Source organism: Pseudomonas sp. Teo4, from assembly GCF_034387475.1.
Classification (GTDB): domain Bacteria; phylum Pseudomonadota; class Gammaproteobacteria; order Pseudomonadales; family Pseudomonadaceae; genus Aquipseudomonas.
The window spans coordinates 2,911,029-2,929,958 of record NZ_JAXCIL010000001.1 but is presented as its reverse complement, the minus strand read 5'-3'; the positions used below and the strand labels follow the sequence as shown (position 1 = coordinate 2,929,958).

At 64.4% G+C, this 18,930-nt stretch carries 18 protein-coding genes; all 18 read left to right on the top strand.

Annotated features, from left to right (window positions below):
• Positions 1–267: 267 nt before the first annotated feature.
• The 18 genes from PspTeo4_RS13265 to PspTeo4_RS13180 all read left to right on the top strand — a co-directional run bounded on the left by PspTeo4_RS13265 (position 268) and on the right by PspTeo4_RS13180 (position 18,707).
• Positions 268–1,293, top strand: coding sequence for an NAD(P)H-dependent glycerol-3-phosphate dehydrogenase (locus PspTeo4_RS13265; protein ID WP_322364240.1), 1,026 nt, complete (start codon positions 268–270; stop codon positions 1,291–1,293).
• Between the two features lie 34 nt (positions 1,294–1,327).
• Positions 1,328–1,675 carry a DUF4389 domain-containing protein gene (locus PspTeo4_RS13260; RefSeq protein WP_322364239.1) on the top strand — a complete coding sequence of 116 codons (348 nt, stop codon included), beginning with the start codon at positions 1,328–1,330 and terminating at the stop codon, positions 1,673–1,675.
• Positions 1,672–2,130, top strand: a complete 459-nt coding sequence (gene sixA / locus PspTeo4_RS13255; protein ID WP_322364238.1) for a phosphohistidine phosphatase SixA — start codon at positions 1,672–1,674, stop codon at positions 2,128–2,130. The genes PspTeo4_RS13260 and sixA overlap by 4 nt, the downstream gene beginning before the upstream one ends.
• A gap of 99 nt (positions 2,131–2,229) precedes the next feature.
• Positions 2,230–2,613 (top strand): hypothetical protein, encoded by a 384-nt coding sequence (locus PspTeo4_RS13250; RefSeq protein WP_322364237.1) that lies wholly within the window; start codon positions 2,230–2,232, stop codon positions 2,611–2,613.
• 88 nt (positions 2,614–2,701) lie between these two features.
• On the top strand, positions 2,702–3,490 hold the full coding sequence (locus PspTeo4_RS13245) for an alpha/beta hydrolase (RefSeq protein ID WP_322364236.1): 789 nt from the start codon (positions 2,702–2,704) through the stop codon (positions 3,488–3,490).
• On the top strand, positions 3,487–4,341 hold the full coding sequence (locus PspTeo4_RS13240) for an alpha/beta hydrolase (RefSeq protein WP_322364235.1): 855 nt from the start codon (positions 3,487–3,489) through the stop codon (positions 4,339–4,341). Before PspTeo4_RS13245 ends, PspTeo4_RS13240 begins: the two co-directional genes overlap by 4 nt.
• Positions 4,342–4,450: 109 nt before the next feature.
• A complete protein-coding gene (locus PspTeo4_RS13235) occupies positions 4,451–5,245 on the top strand; it encodes a DUF4892 domain-containing protein (RefSeq protein ID WP_322364234.1) in 795 nt (264 codons plus the stop codon).
• Positions 5,246–5,257: 12 nt separating this feature from the next.
• The gene (locus tag PspTeo4_RS13230) at positions 5,258–6,310 is read left to right on the top strand and encodes an AI-2E family transporter (protein WP_322364233.1); all 1,053 of its coding nucleotides are present in this window, start codon (positions 5,258–5,260) and stop codon (positions 6,308–6,310) included.
• A 151-nt stretch (positions 6,311–6,461) separates the two neighbouring features.
• Positions 6,462–6,638: a hypothetical protein gene (locus PspTeo4_RS13225; protein WP_322364232.1), complete on the top strand. Its 177-nt coding sequence runs from the start codon at positions 6,462–6,464 to the stop codon at positions 6,636–6,638.
• Between the two features lie 69 nt (positions 6,639–6,707).
• Positions 6,708–7,562, top strand: a complete 855-nt coding sequence (locus PspTeo4_RS13220) for an SH3 domain-containing protein (protein ID WP_322364231.1) — start codon at positions 6,708–6,710, stop codon at positions 7,560–7,562.
• Between the two features lie 8 nt (positions 7,563–7,570).
• Complete coding sequence (locus tag PspTeo4_RS13215; RefSeq protein WP_322364230.1) at positions 7,571–9,424, top strand: hypothetical protein; 1,854 nt, start codon at positions 7,571–7,573, stop codon at positions 9,422–9,424.
• Positions 9,425–9,433: 9 nt separating this feature from the next.
• Positions 9,434–10,648 (top strand): hypothetical protein, encoded by a 1,215-nt coding sequence (locus tag PspTeo4_RS13210; protein WP_322364229.1) that lies wholly within the window; start codon positions 9,434–9,436, stop codon positions 10,646–10,648.
• Positions 10,649–10,790: 142 nt separating this feature from the next.
• The gene (kdpF, locus tag PspTeo4_RS13205) at positions 10,791–10,880 is read left to right on the top strand and encodes a K(+)-transporting ATPase subunit F (protein ID WP_322364228.1); all 90 of its coding nucleotides are present in this window, start codon (positions 10,791–10,793) and stop codon (positions 10,878–10,880) included.
• Positions 10,881–10,889: 9 nt separating this feature from the next.
• Entirely contained in the window at positions 10,890–12,584 is a 1,695-nt protein-coding gene (gene kdpA / locus PspTeo4_RS13200) for a potassium-transporting ATPase subunit KdpA (protein ID WP_322364227.1), read from the top strand.
• A gap of 10 nt (positions 12,585–12,594) precedes the next feature.
• Positions 12,595–14,649, top strand: a complete 2,055-nt coding sequence (gene kdpB / locus PspTeo4_RS13195; protein ID WP_322364226.1) for a potassium-transporting ATPase subunit KdpB — start codon at positions 12,595–12,597, stop codon at positions 14,647–14,649.
• Between the two features lie 10 nt (positions 14,650–14,659).
• Positions 14,660–15,211 (top strand): potassium-transporting ATPase subunit KdpC, encoded by a 552-nt coding sequence (kdpC, locus tag PspTeo4_RS13190; RefSeq protein WP_322364225.1) that lies wholly within the window; start codon positions 14,660–14,662, stop codon positions 15,209–15,211.
• Positions 15,212–15,360: 149 nt separating this feature from the next.
• The gene (locus PspTeo4_RS13185; protein WP_322364224.1) at positions 15,361–18,015 is read left to right on the top strand and encodes a sensor histidine kinase KdpD; all 2,655 of its coding nucleotides are present in this window, start codon (positions 15,361–15,363) and stop codon (positions 18,013–18,015) included.
• Complete coding sequence (locus PspTeo4_RS13180) at positions 18,012–18,707, top strand: response regulator (RefSeq protein ID WP_322364223.1); 696 nt, start codon at positions 18,012–18,014, stop codon at positions 18,705–18,707. The genes PspTeo4_RS13185 and PspTeo4_RS13180 overlap by 4 nt, the downstream gene beginning before the upstream one ends.
• Positions 18,708–18,930 lie beyond the last annotated feature (223 nt).

Below are 18,930 nucleotides of genomic sequence, written 5' to 3'. Positions count from 1 at the left end.
GGGCCAGTTATGCCTGTGGGATTTGCGCGCGAACGCCTTGGCGCATGGCGCGGTATCGCGTCGTACAAACAAGGCGGTCGCGCGCGCCAGTCACAGGTGTTATTGGCCGTAAAAAAACGTAGGAGCGAGCCTTGCTCGCGATGCGCCGCGCGGGCGGCGCGCGATCTCAAAGCCACTGAAGCGCGCACGTCATGCACTGTTCCTGTCGCATCCGCACCGTATAATGGTCCGGTCGCCACTTAACTTTTTGGCTTTAACGGATTGAATATGACTGAACAGCAACCTGTTGCAGTTCTGGGAGGCGGAAGCTTCGGCACCGCCGTGGCGAACCTGCTGGCTGAGAACAACGTGCCGGTGCGCCAATGGATGCGCGACCCCGAGCAGGCCGAGGCCATGCGCGTCAATCGCGAGAATCCGCGTTACCTCAAGGGCATTCGCCTGCTTGATGGAGTCGAGCCGGTCAACGACCTGCTGGCTACGCTGCAGTCCTGCGAGCTGATATTCGTGGCCCTGCCATCGAGCGCCCTGCGCAGTGTATTGGCCCCCCATGCCGAACTGCTGCGCGGCAAGTGCCTGGTCAGCCTGACCAAGGGTATCGAGGCGCAGAGCTTCAAGCTGATGAGCCAGATTCTGGAAGAAATCGCCCCCCAGGCGCGCATTGGCGTGCTGTCGGGGCCGAATCTGGCCCGCGAAATCGCCGAACATGCGCTGACCGCCACCGTGGTCGCCAGTGAAGACGAAGACCTGTGCCAGCGCGTGCAGGCGGTATTGCACGGGCGCACGTTCCGGGTCTATGCCAGCAGCGACCGCTTCGGCGTCGAACTGGGCGGGGCCTTGAAGAACGTCTACGCCATCATTGCCGGCATGGCCGTTGCCCTGGGCATGGGGGAAAACACCAAGAGCATGCTGATTACCCGCGCCCTGGCCGAGATGACCCGCTTTGCCGTGAGCCTGGGGGCCAACCCCATGACTTTCCTGGGGCTGGCCGGGGTCGGCGACTTGATCGTCACCTGTTCTTCGCCCAAGAGCCGCAACTACCAGGTAGGCCATGCGCTGGGCCAGGGCCTGAGCCTGGAACAGGCGGTCAGCCGCCTGGGCGAGGTGGCCGAAGGGGTCAATACCCTCAAGGTGCTCAAAGCCAAGGCCCAGGAGGTACAGGTGTACATGCCGCTGGTGGCAGGCCTGCACGCGATCCTGTTCGAAGGCCGTACGCTGAACCAGGTCATCGAGCACCTGATGCGCGCCGAACCCAAGACCGACGTCGACTTCATTTCCACAAGCGGTTTCAACTGAGCCTTCAGCGGCTGACAAGAGCAAGGAGCAAGACATGAACGATACCCCCGAGCGCGCGCAACGCGAGTCGATCATCCTGCGGGTGCTGTGGATGCTGGTGTTTCTGGTGGTCTGGCAGCTGGCCGAGTTGCTGCTGGGTGGCCTGGTCCTGGTGCAGCTCATCTACCGGCTGGTCTACGGCGCCCCCAGCGCCAGCCTGATGAACTTCGGCGACAGCCTCAGCCAGTACCTGGCACAGATCGGTCGTTTCGGCAGTTTCCACAGCGACCAGAAACCCTGGCCGTTCGCCGACTGGCCGACGCCGCGTGCCCCTGAAGGCGAGGCGCCTCACGCCGTGGCGCCAGCAGCGCACCCGGTACGCGATGAAGAGCCCAAGCTATGAAACTCTGGATTCTGCGTCATGGCGAGGCCGAACCGCGGGCCAATACCGACGCCGAGCGTCGCTTGACGCCCCATGGCCGCGAGCAGGTGCTGCACAGTGCCGCACGCCTGTTGGGCCAGCCCCTGCAAGCCATTCTGGCCAGCCCGTATGTGCGTGCCCAGCAAACCGCCGCGTTGGTGCACGACACGCTGGGCTTTGCCGACCCTGTGCAAACCGTGTCATGGCTGACCCCGGACAGCGACGTGCGGCAGGTGATTGGCGAAATCGAGCGCCTGGGCCTCGAGCATGTGCTGCTGGTCAGCCACCAACCCTTGGTGGGCACACTGGTCGGAATGCTGGAGCATGGTCACGGCCAGCAACCCGCGCCCATGACCACTGCCAGCCTGGCGGAGCTGGAAGGGGAGTGGCCATTGGCAGGCCTGATGACCCTGCACGCGATTAATTCACCAGACTGAAACTGGGCAACTGGCATTTTTGTCAGTTGCCGCCTTTGGCGAGGCATTGCTAGCGTTGCATCCAGATGACGGAAGCATGTTAGAGGCTGGGAGTGCTGGATGAGTGGTCGAAGGTTGGAGCTGGTGCGCTGTGCGAATTTGCAGCCCATGATGGACAAAGTGCAGGCCAACGACATGCTGGACTTCGCCGAGTACAGCCTTTTGCGAGAAGCGGCGGACGCCAAGTTGTATTACCTGATGGGTAAGGTCCAGGGCAGTAGCTGCCCGGACCCAGCCACCCGGCTTCAAAGCGAGGAAGACCTGCGCAAGCTGCAGGACGCCTGCTTGCGTGTGTCCCACCTGTTGCAGACCAGCTGCCTGGCGCTGCGCCGGCTGCAGCTCGACCACCAGGACCAGCGCCTGGCCCGTGAAGTGCTCGAGAGCCAGCTGGCCTACATGCAAGCCTGCCTGCGCCGCTCGTTGCTCAGTTTCGACCTGTCCTGATTGCCCTGTGCGATGACCTTTCCGGACATTGCCGAGAGCCTTCGCGATGCTGACAATGAGCGACCATCCCCGGTTCGGACCTGGCGCCATGTCGCAGCAGATCTTCTTCGCCCATGCCAACGGTTTTCCCTCGGCTACCTACGGCAAGCTGTTCGCCGCGCTGGCGCCGGACTACCAGGTGACTCACCTGGCCCAGCACGCCCACGACCCGCGCTTCCCGGTCGATGACAACTGGCAGAACCTGGTCGATGAACTGTTGCATCATCTGGCCCGTCAGGACCAGCCGGTCTGGGGTGTCGGCCATTCCCTGGGTGGTGTGTTGCACCTGCATGCCGCGCTGCGCCGCCCGGAGTTATACCGGGGCGTGGTGATGCTCGACTCGCCGGTGCTGACCCGCGCAGACCAATGGCTGATCCGCACTGCCAAGCGTTTTGGTTTCATCGACCGCATCACACCAGCGGGTCGCACCCTGGGGCGGCGTGAGGCCTTTACCGATCGTGACAGTGCACGGGACTATTTTGCCAGCAAGACCTTGTTCCGCAATTTCGACCCCGACTGCCTTGAAGCCTACCTGGAGCATGGCCTGCAAACGGTGGACGAGGGGCTGCGGCTGCGCTTCGACCCAGCCACCGAGATCAGCATCTACCGCAGCATCCCCCATGCCAGCCCGGCACCGGCGCGGCAGTTGCAGGTGCCGTTGGCGATGGTGCGTGGCGACCGTAGCCGGGTGATTCGTCGTCACCACACGTTTGCCGTGCGCGGCATGCCCAACGGCGAGTACCACAGCGTACCGGGTGGCCATATGTTCCCGCTGGAGCGCCCCGCCGACACCGCCAGCCTGATCAAGGGCTTGTTCGACCGCTGGAGCCAGGCATGAGCCTGCACGTCGAAGAGGTGCGCCTTAACCTGGGGCATATCGAGCTGGCCGCACACCTGTTCGGGCCGCCGGACGGGCTGCCGGTGATCGCGCTGCATGGCTGGCTGGACAATGCCAACAGCTTCGCCCGCCTGGCGCCACGCCTGCAGGGTTTGCGCATCGTCGCGCTGGACTTGGCCGGCCATGGGTATTCCGAACACCGCCCGCCTGGGGCTGGCTACGCCCTGGCCGATTACGCCCACGATGTGCTGCGGGTTGCCGAGCAGCTTGGCTGGCAGCGTTTTGCCCTGCTTGGCCACTCACTGGGGGCAATCATCTCGGTGCAGCTGGCCGGTGCCTTGCCGGACAGGGTCAGCCACCTGGCGCTGATCGACGGCGTCATACCGCCTACCGGCGCAGAGCAGGACGCGGCCGAGCGTCTGGGCATGTCGTTGCAGGCGCAGTTGCGCCTGGATGGCAAACGCAAGTCGGTTTACACCTCGGTGGAAGAGGGCGTGCAAGCACGCATGAAGGGGATGGTCGCGGTCAGCCACGAAGCTGCGCAGTTGCTGGCCCAGCGTGGGCTGATGCCGGTGCCCGGCGGCTACAGTTGGCGCAGCGACAGCCGGCTGACCTTGCCTTCGCCGGTGCGCTTGAATCAGGCCCAGGCGATGGCCTACGTACGTCGGGTCAGTTGCCCGAGCTGTCTGGTGGTGGCAGCCGATGGCATGCTCGGGCGTCACACCGAGTTGCTGGAGCAGCTACCCTTTGAGCGGGTGGTGCTGCCCGGCGGGCATCATTTGCACCTGAACGATGAGCAGGGCGCGATCCTTGTCGCAGACTGTTTCAATCGCTTCTTTGGCTTTGCTTGACTTGCACCGGACAAGTGCCGAGGCTTGGCGGGTTGAACAGGGAGACAACCATGCACATGCCACACATCCTGGAGCTTCGCTTCGTCACCACGCGCCCCATGGGTGGCCGATGAGCGTATTCGTTTTCGTCCGCACCACCTTCGCCGCCTGCCTCACGCTTGCCAGCGCCGCTTCATGGGCGGGTAGCCTGCCGGTTCCACTAGATGCCAAAGTCGTCGACCAACGCCCGGCCGTCGAACAGGAGCGCGTCTACCCCATGGGCCCGCTACGCAAGATAAGCGGCCGTCTGCGGGTCGACGAAAAGGTCGAAAGCCGCGGCCAAGTCAGCTCGGTGACCTACGAACTGCCCGTCGAGCGCACCGCCCGTGAGGCCTTCACCAGCGCTCGCGAACAGCTGCAGCATGATGGCGGTTATCCCTTGTTCTGGTGCCAGGGCCGCGATTGCGGCGAAGCCAGCCTGTGGGCCAACGATGTGTTCGGCAACGCACGGCTCAATGGCGGTGACGAGCAGCAGGCATTCATCCTGTTGCGCCGCTCGGCCGAAGAGGCCGACACGCTGGTGGCGTTGTACAGCGTTACCCGTGGCAACCGCCGCGCCTACCTGCACGTCGAAGAGTTCGTCGCGGGCAGCCCGCTGGGCGAATTGCTGCCCACGCCAGCTACCGTGCTGCGCGAGATGCGCGACACCGGCAAGCTCGACTACCCTGACCTGGGGGCGCCGCAACCTGCCTGGGTGACCTTGCTTGGGCGCAGCCTGAACCTCGACAGCACCTTGCGCGCCAGCCTCAGCGGAGCCGAGGCCGAAGCCTGGCGTGAGCAACTGGTCAAGGCCGGGGTGCGCAGCAACCGGCTGGAGGTCGGGAATGCCCCCACCGATGGCCTGCACCTTGAACTGATTCGTTGATCGAGCGTCACCATGGCCAACAATGACCGCCTGTTGATCCAGATTCTCTTGCTGGCGCTGCTGGGGGCCGGCCTGTGGGTAATGGCGCCGTTCATTTCGGCGTTGCTGTGGGGGGCGATTCTGGCTTTTGCCAGCTGGCCGCTGATGCGCCTGCTGACCCGCGTGCTGGGCGGCCGTGAAACCCTTGCGGCGAGCCTGCTGACCAGTGTCTGGATTCTGGTCGTGGCCTTGCCGTTGGTCTGGCTAGGCTTCAATCTGGCGGACCACATTCGCGATGCCACGGCTTTCGTGCGTGATGTGCAGGTCGACGGCCTGCCTGATGCACCGGATTGGCTGGCGGGTGTCCCCTTGGTTGGTGGACGCCTGGTCAGTTGGTGGGAGTCCCTCGACCAGCAGGGCGCAGTGCTGCTGGCTTCGCTCAGGCCCCACCTGGGCCAGGTCGGCAACTGGCTGCTGGCACGTAGTGCGCAATTGGGCAGTGGCGTACTCGAACTGACCCTGAGCCTGGTGTTCGTGTTCTTCTTCTACCGCGACGGGCCACGATTGGCGGCATTCGTCCTGCGCCTGTTGCAGCGCTTGATGGGCGAGCGTGCCGAGTATTACCTGGAACTGGTGGCTGGCACGGTGCAGCGCGTGGTAAACGGGGTGATCGGCACGGCCGCAGCCCAGGGCCTGCTGGCATTGATCGGCTTCCTCATCGCAGGTGTTCCGGGCGCTATCATCCTCGGCCTGGTGACCTTCATGCTCAGCCTGATACCCATGGGTCCACCGCTGGCATGGGTGCCTGCCACCGGCTGGCTGGTATGGAAGGGCGAGTACGGCATGGCGGTGTTCCTGGGCATCTGGGGCACCTTCGTCATCAGTGGCGTGGACAACGTGCTCAAACCGTACCTGATCAGCCGCGGCGGCAACCTGCCGCTGGTGATCGTGTTGCTTGGCGTATTTGGTGGCCTGATCGCTTTTGGCTTCATCGGCCTGTTCATCGGGCCGACCCTGCTGGCGGTGGGCTACAGCCTGTTGCTGGACTGGAGCCGCAACGCGGGGCAGCAGACGCCTCAGCGCTAGAACCGCAGCGATTTACCCCACATCGTTTGGCAAGCGGTGAAAGAACGTCAGTAGCTTGCTTTCGATTTGGCTGGCCACGTGCCAGCCATTCGCGGTATGTTTCGCCTCGCATACAGGACTATGCCCCCTCTTTCTGACAAGGATTCGTCGGATGTACTTCGTTCTGCCCGTTGCCCCGAAAACCGTGCACCTGGCCGGTGGCCTGCGCTCCAGCGCAGCGCCTGGCAACGCCTCCCTGGCGGACAGCCCGCCAACGCTTTCGCAGACATCCATCCACCTCTCCGTTGTCACCTTGGCAAGCTCGCCCGGTTGGGCGCTGCCTGCCTGATTTGCCGACTACCTCTCATCGCCGCTGCGCAAAGCAGTGCGGGTTTCACTTATTAAATGGAGTTTCAACGTGCGTAAGAAGTTTGTCGCCTCGGTTCTGGCCGTCGCCATTGCCGGCAGCGCTGGCTGCGCTCAACTGGGCATCAATAAAGAACAGGCCGGCACCTTGATCGGTGGCCTGGCCGGCGCAGCCATCGGCGCCACCATGGGCAAGGGCAGCGGCAAAGTGGCTGCGACCCTGATCGCCGCCGGTATCGGCGGTTACCTCGGCAACCGTATCGGCCACATGCTGGACGAGAAGGACCAGCAGGCGCTGGCGCTGCGTACCCAGGAAGCGCTGAGCCAGCCGGTGGTATCGACGTCGCAACCGATCACCTGGTCCTCTGACCACTCCGGTGCGACCGCGCAGATCACCCAAGGCAAGGAATACACCAAGACCCAGACCGTGGCCGTGAAGCGTGCGCCGAAGATCCAGGCCGTGCCGTCGATGACCTTGATCAACGAACCTTACGTCAGCAAGTCGAGCCTCAACGTGCGTGCGGCGCCAAACCTCAAGGCCGAGAAGGTCGGCGGGTTGCCGAGCAATACCGAATTCACCGCTGTCGGTTCGACCGGTGATTGGGTTTTGGTGGGGCGTAAAGGGGTCACCGTGGGCTACGTACACAAAGACTACGTGCAGCCCAAGGCCCTGGCAGTGGCGAAAGTCGCGGCTCCAGCGGTCAACCTGGACGATATGGATGTCGCTGCCAGCAAGGAAACCCAGGCGTTCGACCTGGACGCCATTCAGTCGCTGCCGACCGAACAGGTTGCCGCCGAAACCGCCTGCCGGCCGGTTACGGTCAACCTGAAGTCTGCGAGCGGCCAGGCCGAGCAACAGCAGAACACCTTCTGTAAACAAACCAACGGCACCTGGGAGCTGATTTGAGCATGACCATGAAAAAGCGCACCCTCGCGCTGGCCGTTGCTGGCGCGTGTGGCCTCTCGTTGCCCGCTTTCGCCCATGAACTGGCTTATTCGAAAAAAGATCACATCAAGGTCGAAGTTCCAGGTGACGCGACCACCTGGTGTAAATCTGACATCGAGTTGACCATTAGCCGACCTGCCTGGGACAACCAGGAACTCTTGTCTGGCCTGGTGGCCAAGCTGCCGTTCGTGCTGGGTAAGGACTGCCCGGCCGCGAAGGTCAGCTGGAAGGCGGTTGACGCCACCGGCAACCTTTACGCCAGTGGCTCGGGCACTGCAGCCAACCTGGGGATCGTCACCCTGGCCGCTGCTGCGGCAAAAGTCGAAGCACCGGCTCCAGTTCCGGTCGAGTCGGTAGCACCGCCGCCTGCGCCGGTCGTCGAGGCAGCCAAGCCGGCAGCCCCGGCACAAGCCGTGGTCGAAGCGCCCGTCGTTGCCGCTGTCTCGGCACCTGTCGCTGCGCCACCCTTGGCGGCGCCTGCGCAGCCTGCCGCCCCAGCACAGCCGGTAGCCGCACCAGCTCCAGCGCCAGCGGCGCCCTCTGCAGTGGCCGCCGTGCCAACCGGCGACCTGGGCCGCGCATTGGTCGTGGGCCACGCCCAACTGGTGCAGGTCACGGACGCTGCTGGTTGCAAGTGGGCCATGAGCAAGTCGGTGCTCGAACAGAGCGATGGTAGCCTGGCCTTTTCGTCCACACCGGCGATGCCGTGCCCGACTTCCGGTTATAGCGAAGGCGAGTTCGACAAAGTGGCCTGGAAGGTTCCCAACACCTACCGTGGTGGCAACTGGACGCGGGTCTATGTTCACCCGAGCGGCTTGATGTTCACCAATGCGCAGGCAGAAGCCGTCAAAGGCAAGGCTTTGTCCTACCTTTCGCCAAAAGCTGACGAGGCGCTGTTCTTGCTGGGCGAAATCCCTGCCCGGCAAATGAAGCTGTATCTGGCTTTCCAGCGCGGTTCCTACGGTGTGATGGGGCCGTTCGGCTACGACCCTTCCTACGTCGTGACCACCCCGGACGAATCGTTTGCCCTGGACCCTGCGCAGTACAAACGTGCGGCACTGGAAGTGTTCCAGCTGCTCAAGACGACTTCGCCCTCCACGGTGGGCGTGAACACCCTCGTCGTTGCCAAGAGCCTCGATTCGCTGTACTCGACCACTGGATGGGGTGATGACAAAGGCAAGATCGTGCGCAACCGCCTGGGTGAAAACCGTGGCCAGTTCTTCTTCGATGTCCGCGACGGGGCCAACTGGGCCGTGCAACGTGAGGAGCAACGGGTTCGGGAATTGCGCCGGCAACAGGAACGCCTTGCCGACCTGCACACGCGAGTACTGGCACGCTACGAGCAGCTCAAGGCGGGCATGAAGGAATATGAAGGGCATGAGACCGAAGCACTGGCTCAACTGGCGGGCATTCGCGTTCGCTACAGCGCACCACTGGCCATGCTGGACCCGGCCAGTTCCAAGCGTGCCAGCCCGATGATGGTGCATGTGACCGGCAAGGACGGCGATTACTACGATATCGACTTCCCGGGCAAAGGCCGGCTGGTGGCCGATTATGAATTTGCCAACGGCTGGTATGTGGTTCAGGTCGCGAACATGACCCCCGGTGCGCCGCTGGTCGATGGCAAGGTCATGCCGACCTTCAGGGCCTACACGGTGGGTGAACCCGAGGCGTGCGAGCAGGACACCTGCGCAGACCGCGTGTCCTTCGGCGCGGTGCTTGGCCGCGAATTCCCCGATGCAGGCATCGACTTCAGCTGGACCCCAGAGGTTTCCCAGCAGTACGTGAACACCTGGAACAATGCTTCCGCCCAACTCCAGTAAGGCTGCGTGATGACCAACAAGACCATGAGTAAAAAACAGCTGCTGCTGGCCTCGATCGCCGCAGCGGTTGTGGTGGTAGGCGGTGCGACCGCCATGCTCTCCAGTTCAGGCAAGAAGGCCGCCCTGGCGTATTACGATGACTTCAAGGACCGCTTCTTCCTGCAGGACGTGCTGTCCGAAGGCGAGATCTCGTATTCGGTGTTCTCCGGTGATCTGACCGTGGAAAACCCGGAAATTCGCTTGGCAGCGGCACAAACCAACGGCGCTGAGAAGTTCCTGCGCGGTCTGAGCTCGATGCTCGAGTCGGCCCGTGGCGCGTCTGGCGACGAAGGCTTGGCGGGCTGGAGCAAATACCAGATGGCTTCCACTACCGGGCGTGGGGCAGGGGGCGTCTACTTGCGGGCAGAGGCCCTCAAGCTCAGCCATTCCGGTGACAGCAAGGACGGCGAAATTCGCGTTCAGTTGCTGGGCATGGACCAAAGCAACCCGTACGTGTCCAGCAAGGGCGCGGAAGTGGTGCTGGTGGCCGATGTCAGCGATGAGATTCAACCGCGCGACGAGATCGGCCAGTATGGCGATGTGGTCAAGTCCTCCTACGACTGGGGCGCCAACATGGCGCAGCGCATGCCGGTTACCGGGGCTTTCCTGACCGCCGCGAGCGGTGAGTTCGGCAACACGGTGGACCTGGACCTGACCCTCAAGCGCTCGGATGACGGGGAGGGGACCATGACCTTCGTGGTCACCCACCGCAACGATGGCAGCAAGGTCGGCCAGATCGTGCGCGAGGCACATTTTGCCTCGCTGCCAGAGCTGGACGATGTGCAGGACATGCTGAAGTCGTCGTTGAGCGCCTTCATCGTCGGTGCCTACAGCTCTTTCACCGGGCAAGGTGTACTTGCTGAATCGGTGAACAACTTCGCGCGCAAGGCCAAGCTGGAAACCTACGAGCTGACCTACACAGGTTTCAGTTCGTTGAAAGAACAGTTCGAGGCGTTCAACACCGGCCGCAAGGCGCCAGTCGAAGCTTTCTGCTCGCAGATGGGGCTGTCGACCTGGCAAAGCGACTTCGGCGCCAAGGCGAAGAAGTACAGTGACTCGGAGTGCGCCATCGTCGCCAAACTGGCCACTGAGGGCTCGGTTGAAGAGCAATACACCTTCCGCCCGGAGAAAACCCTGTTCGCGTCGCTGTTCGTGAACAAAGGCTTTGAACTCAAGACCAACTGATGCCCCTCTGCAGCCCGGTAACGGGCTGCATCTTTACGCACTCTTTATGCGCTGACCCATCCCCCGATCTCGCCCCTTTACGCCCCTCGCTCGGACAATTTCCCCATAGCGGCCCACGCCGCACGGACGGGGAGAAGCACACATGAACTTGCTCGACGGGCTGTCACTGCTGCTGGCAGTGGCTTTGGCGATTTACCTGCTTACGGCGCTGCTGCGCGCCGATCGCAGCTAGGGAGCGGTCATGCACAGTTACGACTACGCATTGCTGTTGGCCTTCTTTGCCATCGTGCTGTTACCTGCACCTTGGCTGGGGCGTTTCTACTACAAGGTGATGGAAGGCCAGCGTACCTGGCTCAGCCCGGTAATCGGCCCGCTGGAGCGGGGCTGTTACAAGCTGGCCGGCGTGCGCACCGATCAGGAGCAGAACTGGAAGCAGTACGCCCTGGCCCTGTTGGCCTTCAACCTGGCCGGGTTCGTGCTGCTGTTCGGGGTTCTGCTGTTGCAGGGCTACCTGCCGCTCAACCCGCAGCACTTGCCCGGCCAGGAATGGTCGCTGGCCTTCAACACGGCGGTCAGCTTCGTCACCAACACCAACTGGCAGGCCTACAGTGGCGAGGCTTCGGTCAGCTACCTGAGCCAGATGCTCGGCTTGACCGTGCAGAACTTCGTCAGCGCCGCCACCGGCCTGGCCGTGCTGGTCGCCTTGTGCCGTGGCATCGCCAGGCGCTCGGCGGCAACGCTGGGCAACTTCTGGGTCGACATGACCCGTGCCACCCTATACGGCCTGGTACCGCTGTGTCTGGTGCTGGCGCTGCTGCTGGTGTGGCAGGGCGTACCACAGACCTTCGCCGATTACGCCCATGCCGTGACGCTGCAAGGCGCCGACCAGACCATTCCACTGGGGCCGGCCGCCAGCCAGATCGCCATCAAGCAATTGGGTACTAACGGCGGCGGCTTCTTCGGCGTGAACTCGGCGCACCCGTTCGAGAACCCCACGGCCTGGAGCAACCTGTTCGAGGTGGCGTCGATCATCCTGATCCCGGCAGCCTTGGTGTTTACCTTTGGCCACTACGTCAAGGACCTGCGCCAGAGTCGCGCCATCATGGCCTGCATGCTTGCCCTGTTCCTGATCGGCGGTGGCACGGCGTTGTGGTCGGAATACCAACCCAACCCGGCACTGGAGAGCGCACAGGTACAAGCGAGCGCGCCGATGGAGGGCAAGGAAAGCCGCTTCGGCACCACAGGTTCCGTGCTCTGGACCGTGACCACCACTGCTGCGTCCAACGGCTCGGTCAATGCCATGCACGACAGCCTCAACCCGCTGACGGGCCTGGTCGCCATGGCCAACATGATGGTCGGTGAGGTGATCTTCGGCGGCGTCGGCGCGGGGCTCTACGGGATGCTGCTGTTCGTGCTGATTGCCGTGTTCCTGGCAGGCCTGATGATTGGCCGCACGCCGGAATACCTGGGCAAGAAACTGCAAGCCCGCGAAGTGCAGCTGCTGGTGGCGACCTTGTTGGTGATGCCGGTGGGCGTGCTGGTGCTTGGCGCCATCGCCGCCAGCCTGCCGGGCCCTGCGGGGGCGGTGAGCAACCCGGGCGCGCATGGCTTCAGCCAGCTGCTGTACGCCTACACCTCTGGCGCCGCCAACAACGGCTCGGCCTTTGCCGGCTTCGGCGCCAACACCGTGTTCCATAACCTGATGATCGGCCTGGCCATGCTGATTGGCCGCTTCGGCTACATCCTGCCGGTGCTGGCCTTGGCAGGCAGCCTGGCGGCGAAGAAAACCGCGCCGCAAGGGCTGAACAGTTTCCCGACCCACGGCCCGCTGTTCGCCACCTTGCTGGTGGTGACCATCCTGCTGGTAGGCGGCCTGACCTTCCTGCCGACCCTGGCCCTTGGGCCGATTGCCGAACATCTGAGCCTGGGCTTCTGAGGAGCGAACCATGAACATGCCCATTCCTGAGGTGAAAGCCCCTTCCAGCGCCAAGGACCAGACCCGCTTCGCCGCGCTCTGGCGCCCGGCCATGCTGCAGGCCTTCGTCAAGCTCGACCCGCGTCAACTCAAGCGCTCTCCGGTGATGCTGGTGGTCGCCCTCACGGCGGTGCTTACCACGGTGCTGTGTTTCGCGCCGGGCAGCGGCGTGAGCACCAGCGTGGCGGTGCAGATTGCCCTGTGGCTGTGGTTCACCGTGCTGTTCGCCAACTTTGCCGAGGCCCTGGCCGAAGGCCGTGGCAAGGCCCGCGCCGACAGCCTCAAGGCTGGCAGCCAGGGCCTTACCGCCCAGCGGCGCAACCGCGCTGGCGCCTTCGAAAGCGTGCCCGCGACCCAGTTGCGCAAGGACGATGTGGTAAAGGTGGTGGCGGGTGAGTTGATCCCCGGTGACGGCGAAGTGCTGGAGGGTATCGCCGCCGTCAACGAGGCCGCCATCACGGGCGAATCGGCTCCGGTGATCCGTGAGTCCGGTGGCGACCGTTCGGCGGTTACCGGCAACACCCGCCTGGTGTCCGACTGGTTGCTGATCCGCATCACCAGCAACCCTGGCGAGTCGACCCTGGACCGCATGATCGCCCTGGTTGAAGGCGCCAAGCGGCAGAAGACGCCGAACGAAATCGCCCTGGACATCCTGCTGATCGGCCTGACCCTGATTTTTCTGATCGTGGTCGTGACCCTGCAGCCGTTCGCCCATTTCGCCGGCGGCAGCCTGCCGCTGATCTTCCTCGCGGCCTTGTTGGTGACGCTGATTCCCACCACCATCGGCGGCCTGCTGTCGGCCATCGGCATCGCCGGTATGGACCGGTTGGTGCGGCTCAATGTCATCGCCCGCTCGGGGCGCGCCGTGGAAGCGGCCGGTGATGTGCACACGCTGATGCTCGACAAGACTGGCACCATCACCTTCGGCAACCGTCGTTGCAGCGCCCTGCACGCCGCACCGGGCGTGACGGCCAAGGAACTAGGGGAGGGCGCCTTGCTGGCATCGCTGGCCGATGACACCGCCGAGGGCAAGTCGATCGTCGAGTACCTGCGTCAACTGCACGCGTTTATCGAACCGACCACGAGTCAGCTGGTACCCATCGCCTTCAGCGCCGAGACCCGGCTTTCGGGTGTCGATTTCCAGCAGCATCGCTACCGCAAGGGTGCGGTCGATGCGGTGCTGGCCTTTGTCGGCATGCAACGCCTGGAGATGCCGTCGGCGCTGGCCCGCGAAGTCGAGCGCATCGCCCAAAGCGGCGGCACGCCACTGCTGGTATGCATCGACAAGCGCTTGCTGGGCGTGATTCACCTCAAGGATGTGGTCAAGCCGGGCATTCGCGAGCGCTTCGCCGAGCTGCGCAAGCTGGGCATTCGCACCGTGATGGTGACCGGCGACAACCCCCTGACCGCTGCGGCCATCGCTGCCGAGGCGGGGGTGGACGATGTGCTGGCCGAAGCCACGCCCGAGAAGAAGCTGGCGCGCATTCGCCAGGAGCAGAACGACGGGCGCCTGGTGGCCATGTGCGGCGATGGTGCCAACGATGCCCCGGCGCTGGCCCAGGCGGATGTGGGCATGGCCATGAACGATGGCACTCAGGCGGCGCGTGAGGCGGCCAACATGGTCGACCTGGACAGCGACCCGACCAAGCTGCTGGATGTGGTTCAGGTGGGCAAGGAGTTGCTGGTGACCCGCGGTGCGCTCACCACCTTCTCCATCGCCAACGACGTGGCCAAGTACTTCGCCATTCTTCCGGCGCTGTTCGCCGCCATCTATCCGCAATTGGGCGTGCTCAACCTGATGCACCTGGCCAGCCCGCAAAGCGCGATATTGTCGGCGATCGTGTTCAACGCGCTGATCATCATCGTGCTGATCCCACTCGCCCTGCGCGGTGTGCGGGTGCAGGCGGCGAGTGCGGCCCAGCTGCTGCGGCGCAACCTGCTGATCTACGGCGTGGGCGGGCTCATCGTGCCGTTTGCCGGGATCAAGCTCATCGACATGTTGCTCAATGCACTGCACCTGGTCTGAGGAGGCCGACATGAACACCTACCTGCGTCCGGCGATGAGCCTGGCCCTGCTGATGACCCTGGTCACCGGCGCGTTGTATCCCCTGGCGGTGACGGGCATTGCCCAGGTTGCCTTCCCCGGACAGGCCAATGGCAGCCTGGTGCGCGACAGCCAAGGCCAGGTGCGTGGCTCGGCGTTGATCGCCCAGGACTTCCAGGGCGATGGCTGGTTCCACTCGCGTCCTTCGGCGGGTGCCTATGCCACCGTGGCGAGCAGCGCGAGCAACCTTTCGCCAAGCAACCCGGCGTTGGCTGAGCGGGTGAAGGGGGATGCGGCGGCGCTTTACCAATCCGCGCAAGGGGGCGTACCGCTGGCGCTAGTGACCACCTCTGGCAGCGGCCTGGACCCGCATCTGCCGCCTGAAGCCGTGGCCTATCAGCTGCCACGTGTGGCGGCGGCCCGGCAAGTGCCCGTCGAGCGCTTGCAAGCCTTGGTGGAAGAGGCCACCCTTCGGCCATTGATCGGCCCGCCTGTGGTCAATGTCCTGGCATTGAACCAGGCGCTCGGAAATATCGGCAACTGACACGGGGCTGATTGATTTGGCAGGGGCCTGTGGGAGCGGGTTTACCCGCGAATGGTGCAGTGAATGCACCGACGTATTCGCGGGTAAACCCGCTCCCACATGAGCTGTGCCGAAATTGCGGTATGGGCTGTACACAGAAAGGATGAAGCATGAGTGATTCCACCCGCGCAGACGCGCTGTTGGCCAACCTGCCCCGGGAAGGGCGCGGCAGGCTCAAGGTGTTCCTCGGCGCCGCGCCTGGGGTGGGCAAGACCTACGCCATGCTGCAGGCCGCCCACGCCCAGCAGCGCCAAGGCGTGCAGGTGCTGGCCGGAGTGGTCGAGACCCATGGCCGTGCCGAGACCGAAGCCTTGCTCGGCGGCATGCTCCAGCAACCCTTGCTGCGCAGCGAGTACCGGGGCGTCATGCTGGAGGAAATGGACCTCGATGGCCTGCTCAAGGCCTCACCGGCCCTGGCGCTGGTCGACGAGCTGGCCCACACCAACGCCCCAGGCAGCCGCCACGCCAAGCGCTGGCAGGATGTCCAGGAACTGTTGGCCGCCGGAATCGATGTCTACACCACGGTCAACGTCCAGCATCTGGAAAGCCTGAACGACAAGGTGCGTGACATCACCGGCGTGCAGGTGCGCGAGACCTTGCCCGACTGGGTGTTGCAGGAAGCCTTCGAGCTGGTGTTGATCGACCTGCCGCCGCGCGATCTGCTCGCACGTCTGCGTGAAGGCAAGGTGTATGTGCCCGAACAAGCGCGGGCGGCCATCGATGCCTACTTCTCCCAAACCAACCTCACCGCCCTGCGCGAGCTGGCCATGCAGACGGCCGCCGCCCAGGTGGATGCCGACCTTGCCCACGGCTACCGCCAGCGTGGCCAGGAAGCACCCGCCCTGCGCGGGCGCTTGCTGGTCGGGGTCGATGGCGACGAACAGGCCGAGCGCCTGGTGCGCCATGCCTGTCGGGTTGCCCAGCGTCGGCATCTGCCCTGGAGCCTGGTGCATGTGGACAACGGCCGGCTGCGAGACGAAACCGCCCGCCACCGCCTGCAGGCCGCGCAGCAGCTTGCCGAGCGCCTGGGCGGCGAGGTGGTCGTGCTGCGTGCGGGGGAAGTGGCGCGCACGCTGATTCAGCATGCTGCTGAACGCCGGGCCAGCCTGGTGCTGGTCGGGCAGTCCCGTGATCGCTTGCGTCGACGTTTGTTCGGCGCCGGGGTGGCCGCCAGGTTGTTGCGTGAAAGCCATGGCCTGGAAATCAACGTGCTCGACCGCGATGCCCAGCCGCAAGCGTCGCGTGCTTCGGTCAAGCGTGTGTGGGTCTGGCGCCATTACCTGTTGGCCGTGCTGGCCACTGCGGCGGCGGCCAGCCTGTCCTGGGCCGTGGCAAGCATATTGGCTTTGCCCAACATATCCTTGGTGTTTCTTGCCGCTGTACTGCTGGTGGCGGTGCGCAGCAGCCTGGGGCCGGCGCTGGCCTGCGCGGCATTGTCGTTCCTGACCTACGACTTTCTGTTCATTCCGCCGAACTTCTCGTTAACCATTCAGCGTGAAGAAGACGTGCTGACGCTGGTGTTCTTCCTGCTGATGGCTGCCCTCACCGGCAACCTGGCGGCCCGCCAGCGCCGGCAATTGCAGGCCCTGCGCGAGACCCAGGCGCAGACCAGCCAACTGCTGGATCTCTCGCGCCGGCTGACCGTGGCCACCGACCGGCAAGCGGTGTTCACCGCGGCCGGCCAGCATTTGAACGGTTTGCAGGACATGCAAGTGTGCCTGCTTGAACGCAATGCCGAAGGCCTTCTGCACCTGGCCAGTGGCGAGGCGCAGTCCCTGACCGACAACGAGCGGGCCGCCGCCGAGTGGGCCTGGCAGCACGGCCAGGCCGCGGGCCATGGCAGCGACACCTTGCCCCATGGGCGCTGGTGGTGGTGGCCGCTGGCGGTGGATGAGCAGCCACTGGCGCTGCTGGGCGTGCGGCCGCGTTCCGGCGAGCCGCTCAGCGCCCAGCGCCGGCGCCTGCTGATGGCCCTCGGGCAACCCTTGGCCCAGGCCCTGGCCCGGGCGCGGCTGGCCGAGCAACTGGAAGCGGCACGCCTGCACGGCGAGACCGAGCAGTTGCGCAGCGCCTTGCTGGCGTCGGTGTCCCATGACCTGCGCACGCCATTGACCGCCATGCGCGGCAGCATCGACAGCCTGCTGGCACTGGGCGATGCCATTGCACCGCCGGATCGGCGCGAGCTGCTGGAAGGCACGCGCAACGAGGCCGAGCGCCTGGACCGCTACATCCAGAACCTGCTCGACATGACCCGCCTGGGCCATGGCGGGCTGAAGCTTGCCCGCGACTGGGTGGCCCCGGCGGATATCGTCGGCAGTGCCCTCAACCGCCTGCGCGCGGTGCTGGCGCCCCTGCGCGTGCACACCGAAGTGCCCGCCGAACTGCCCTTGCTGTTCGTGCATGCGGCGTTGATCGAACAGGCGCTGATCAACGTGCTGGAAAACGCCGCGCGCTTTTCGCCGGCACAGGGGCGTCTGGAGTTGCAGGTGTCGGTGCATGAGCAGCTATTGCACTTCGCGGTCAGCGACCAGGGGCCAGGGATTCCGGTGGCGGAGCGGGAAAAGATCTTCGACATGTTCTACACCGCCGCCCGTGGCGACCGGGGCGGGCAGGGCACCGGGCTTGGCTTGGCCATCTGCCAAGGCATGATCGGCGCCCACGGTGGGCAGATCCTGGTCAGTGAAGGCATCGATGGTCAGGGTACCTGCATCACATTATGCTTGCCGCTGCCCGATCAACCTGAAGCCGAAAGCGAAGCCCCATGAGCCAGACCGCCACCTTACTGGTCATCGACGATGAGCCGCAGATCCGCAAGTTCCTGCGTATCAGCCTTGTATCCCAGGGCTACAAGGTGATCGAGGCCGCCACCGGCACCGAGGGCCTGACGCAGGCCGCCCTGGCCAAGCCGGACCTCGTGGTGCTCGACCTGGGCCTTCCGGACATGGACGGCCAGCAGGTGCTGCGTGAGCTGCGCGAATGGAGCACGGTGCCGGTGATGGTGTTGTCGGTGCGCGCCAGCGAAGTGCAGAAGGTCGATGCGCTGGATGGTGGTGCCAACGACTATGTGACCAAGCCCTTTGGTATTCAGGAGTTCCTGGCGCGCATTCGCGCACTGCTGCGTCAGGTGCCTCAGGCCAGTGGCGGCGAGGTGGTGGCGAGTTTCGGGCCGCTGACGGTCGATTTTGCCTTTCGCAAGGTGACCCTGGATGGGGTAGAGGTGGCGCTGACCCGCAAGGAGTATGCGCTGCTGGCGCAACTGGCCGGGCACCCGGGGCGGGTGATTACCCAGCAGCAGTTGCTCAAGGACATCTGGGGGCCGACCCATGTGGACGATACCCACTATCTGCGGATTGTGGTGGGGCACTTGAGGCAGAAGCTCGGCGATGACCCTACGGCGCCTCGGTTCATTATCACTGAGGCGGGGGTTGGGTATCGGCTGGTGACGCCGGCCGCGTAGCCCGGAATCTTGGGGGAAGGGCCTGATTTGAGTGTTGAGGTGGTGCATAAATCGAGCGCCGCCCGCGCGGCGCATCGCGAGCAAGGCTCGCTCCTACGTTTGTTTCGGGCCAGTTATGCCTGTGGGATTTGTGCGCGAACGCTTTGGCGTACGACTCGATATCGCGTCGTATAAACAAGGCGGTCGCGCGCGGCTGTCACTGACGTTACTGGCCCGAAACAAA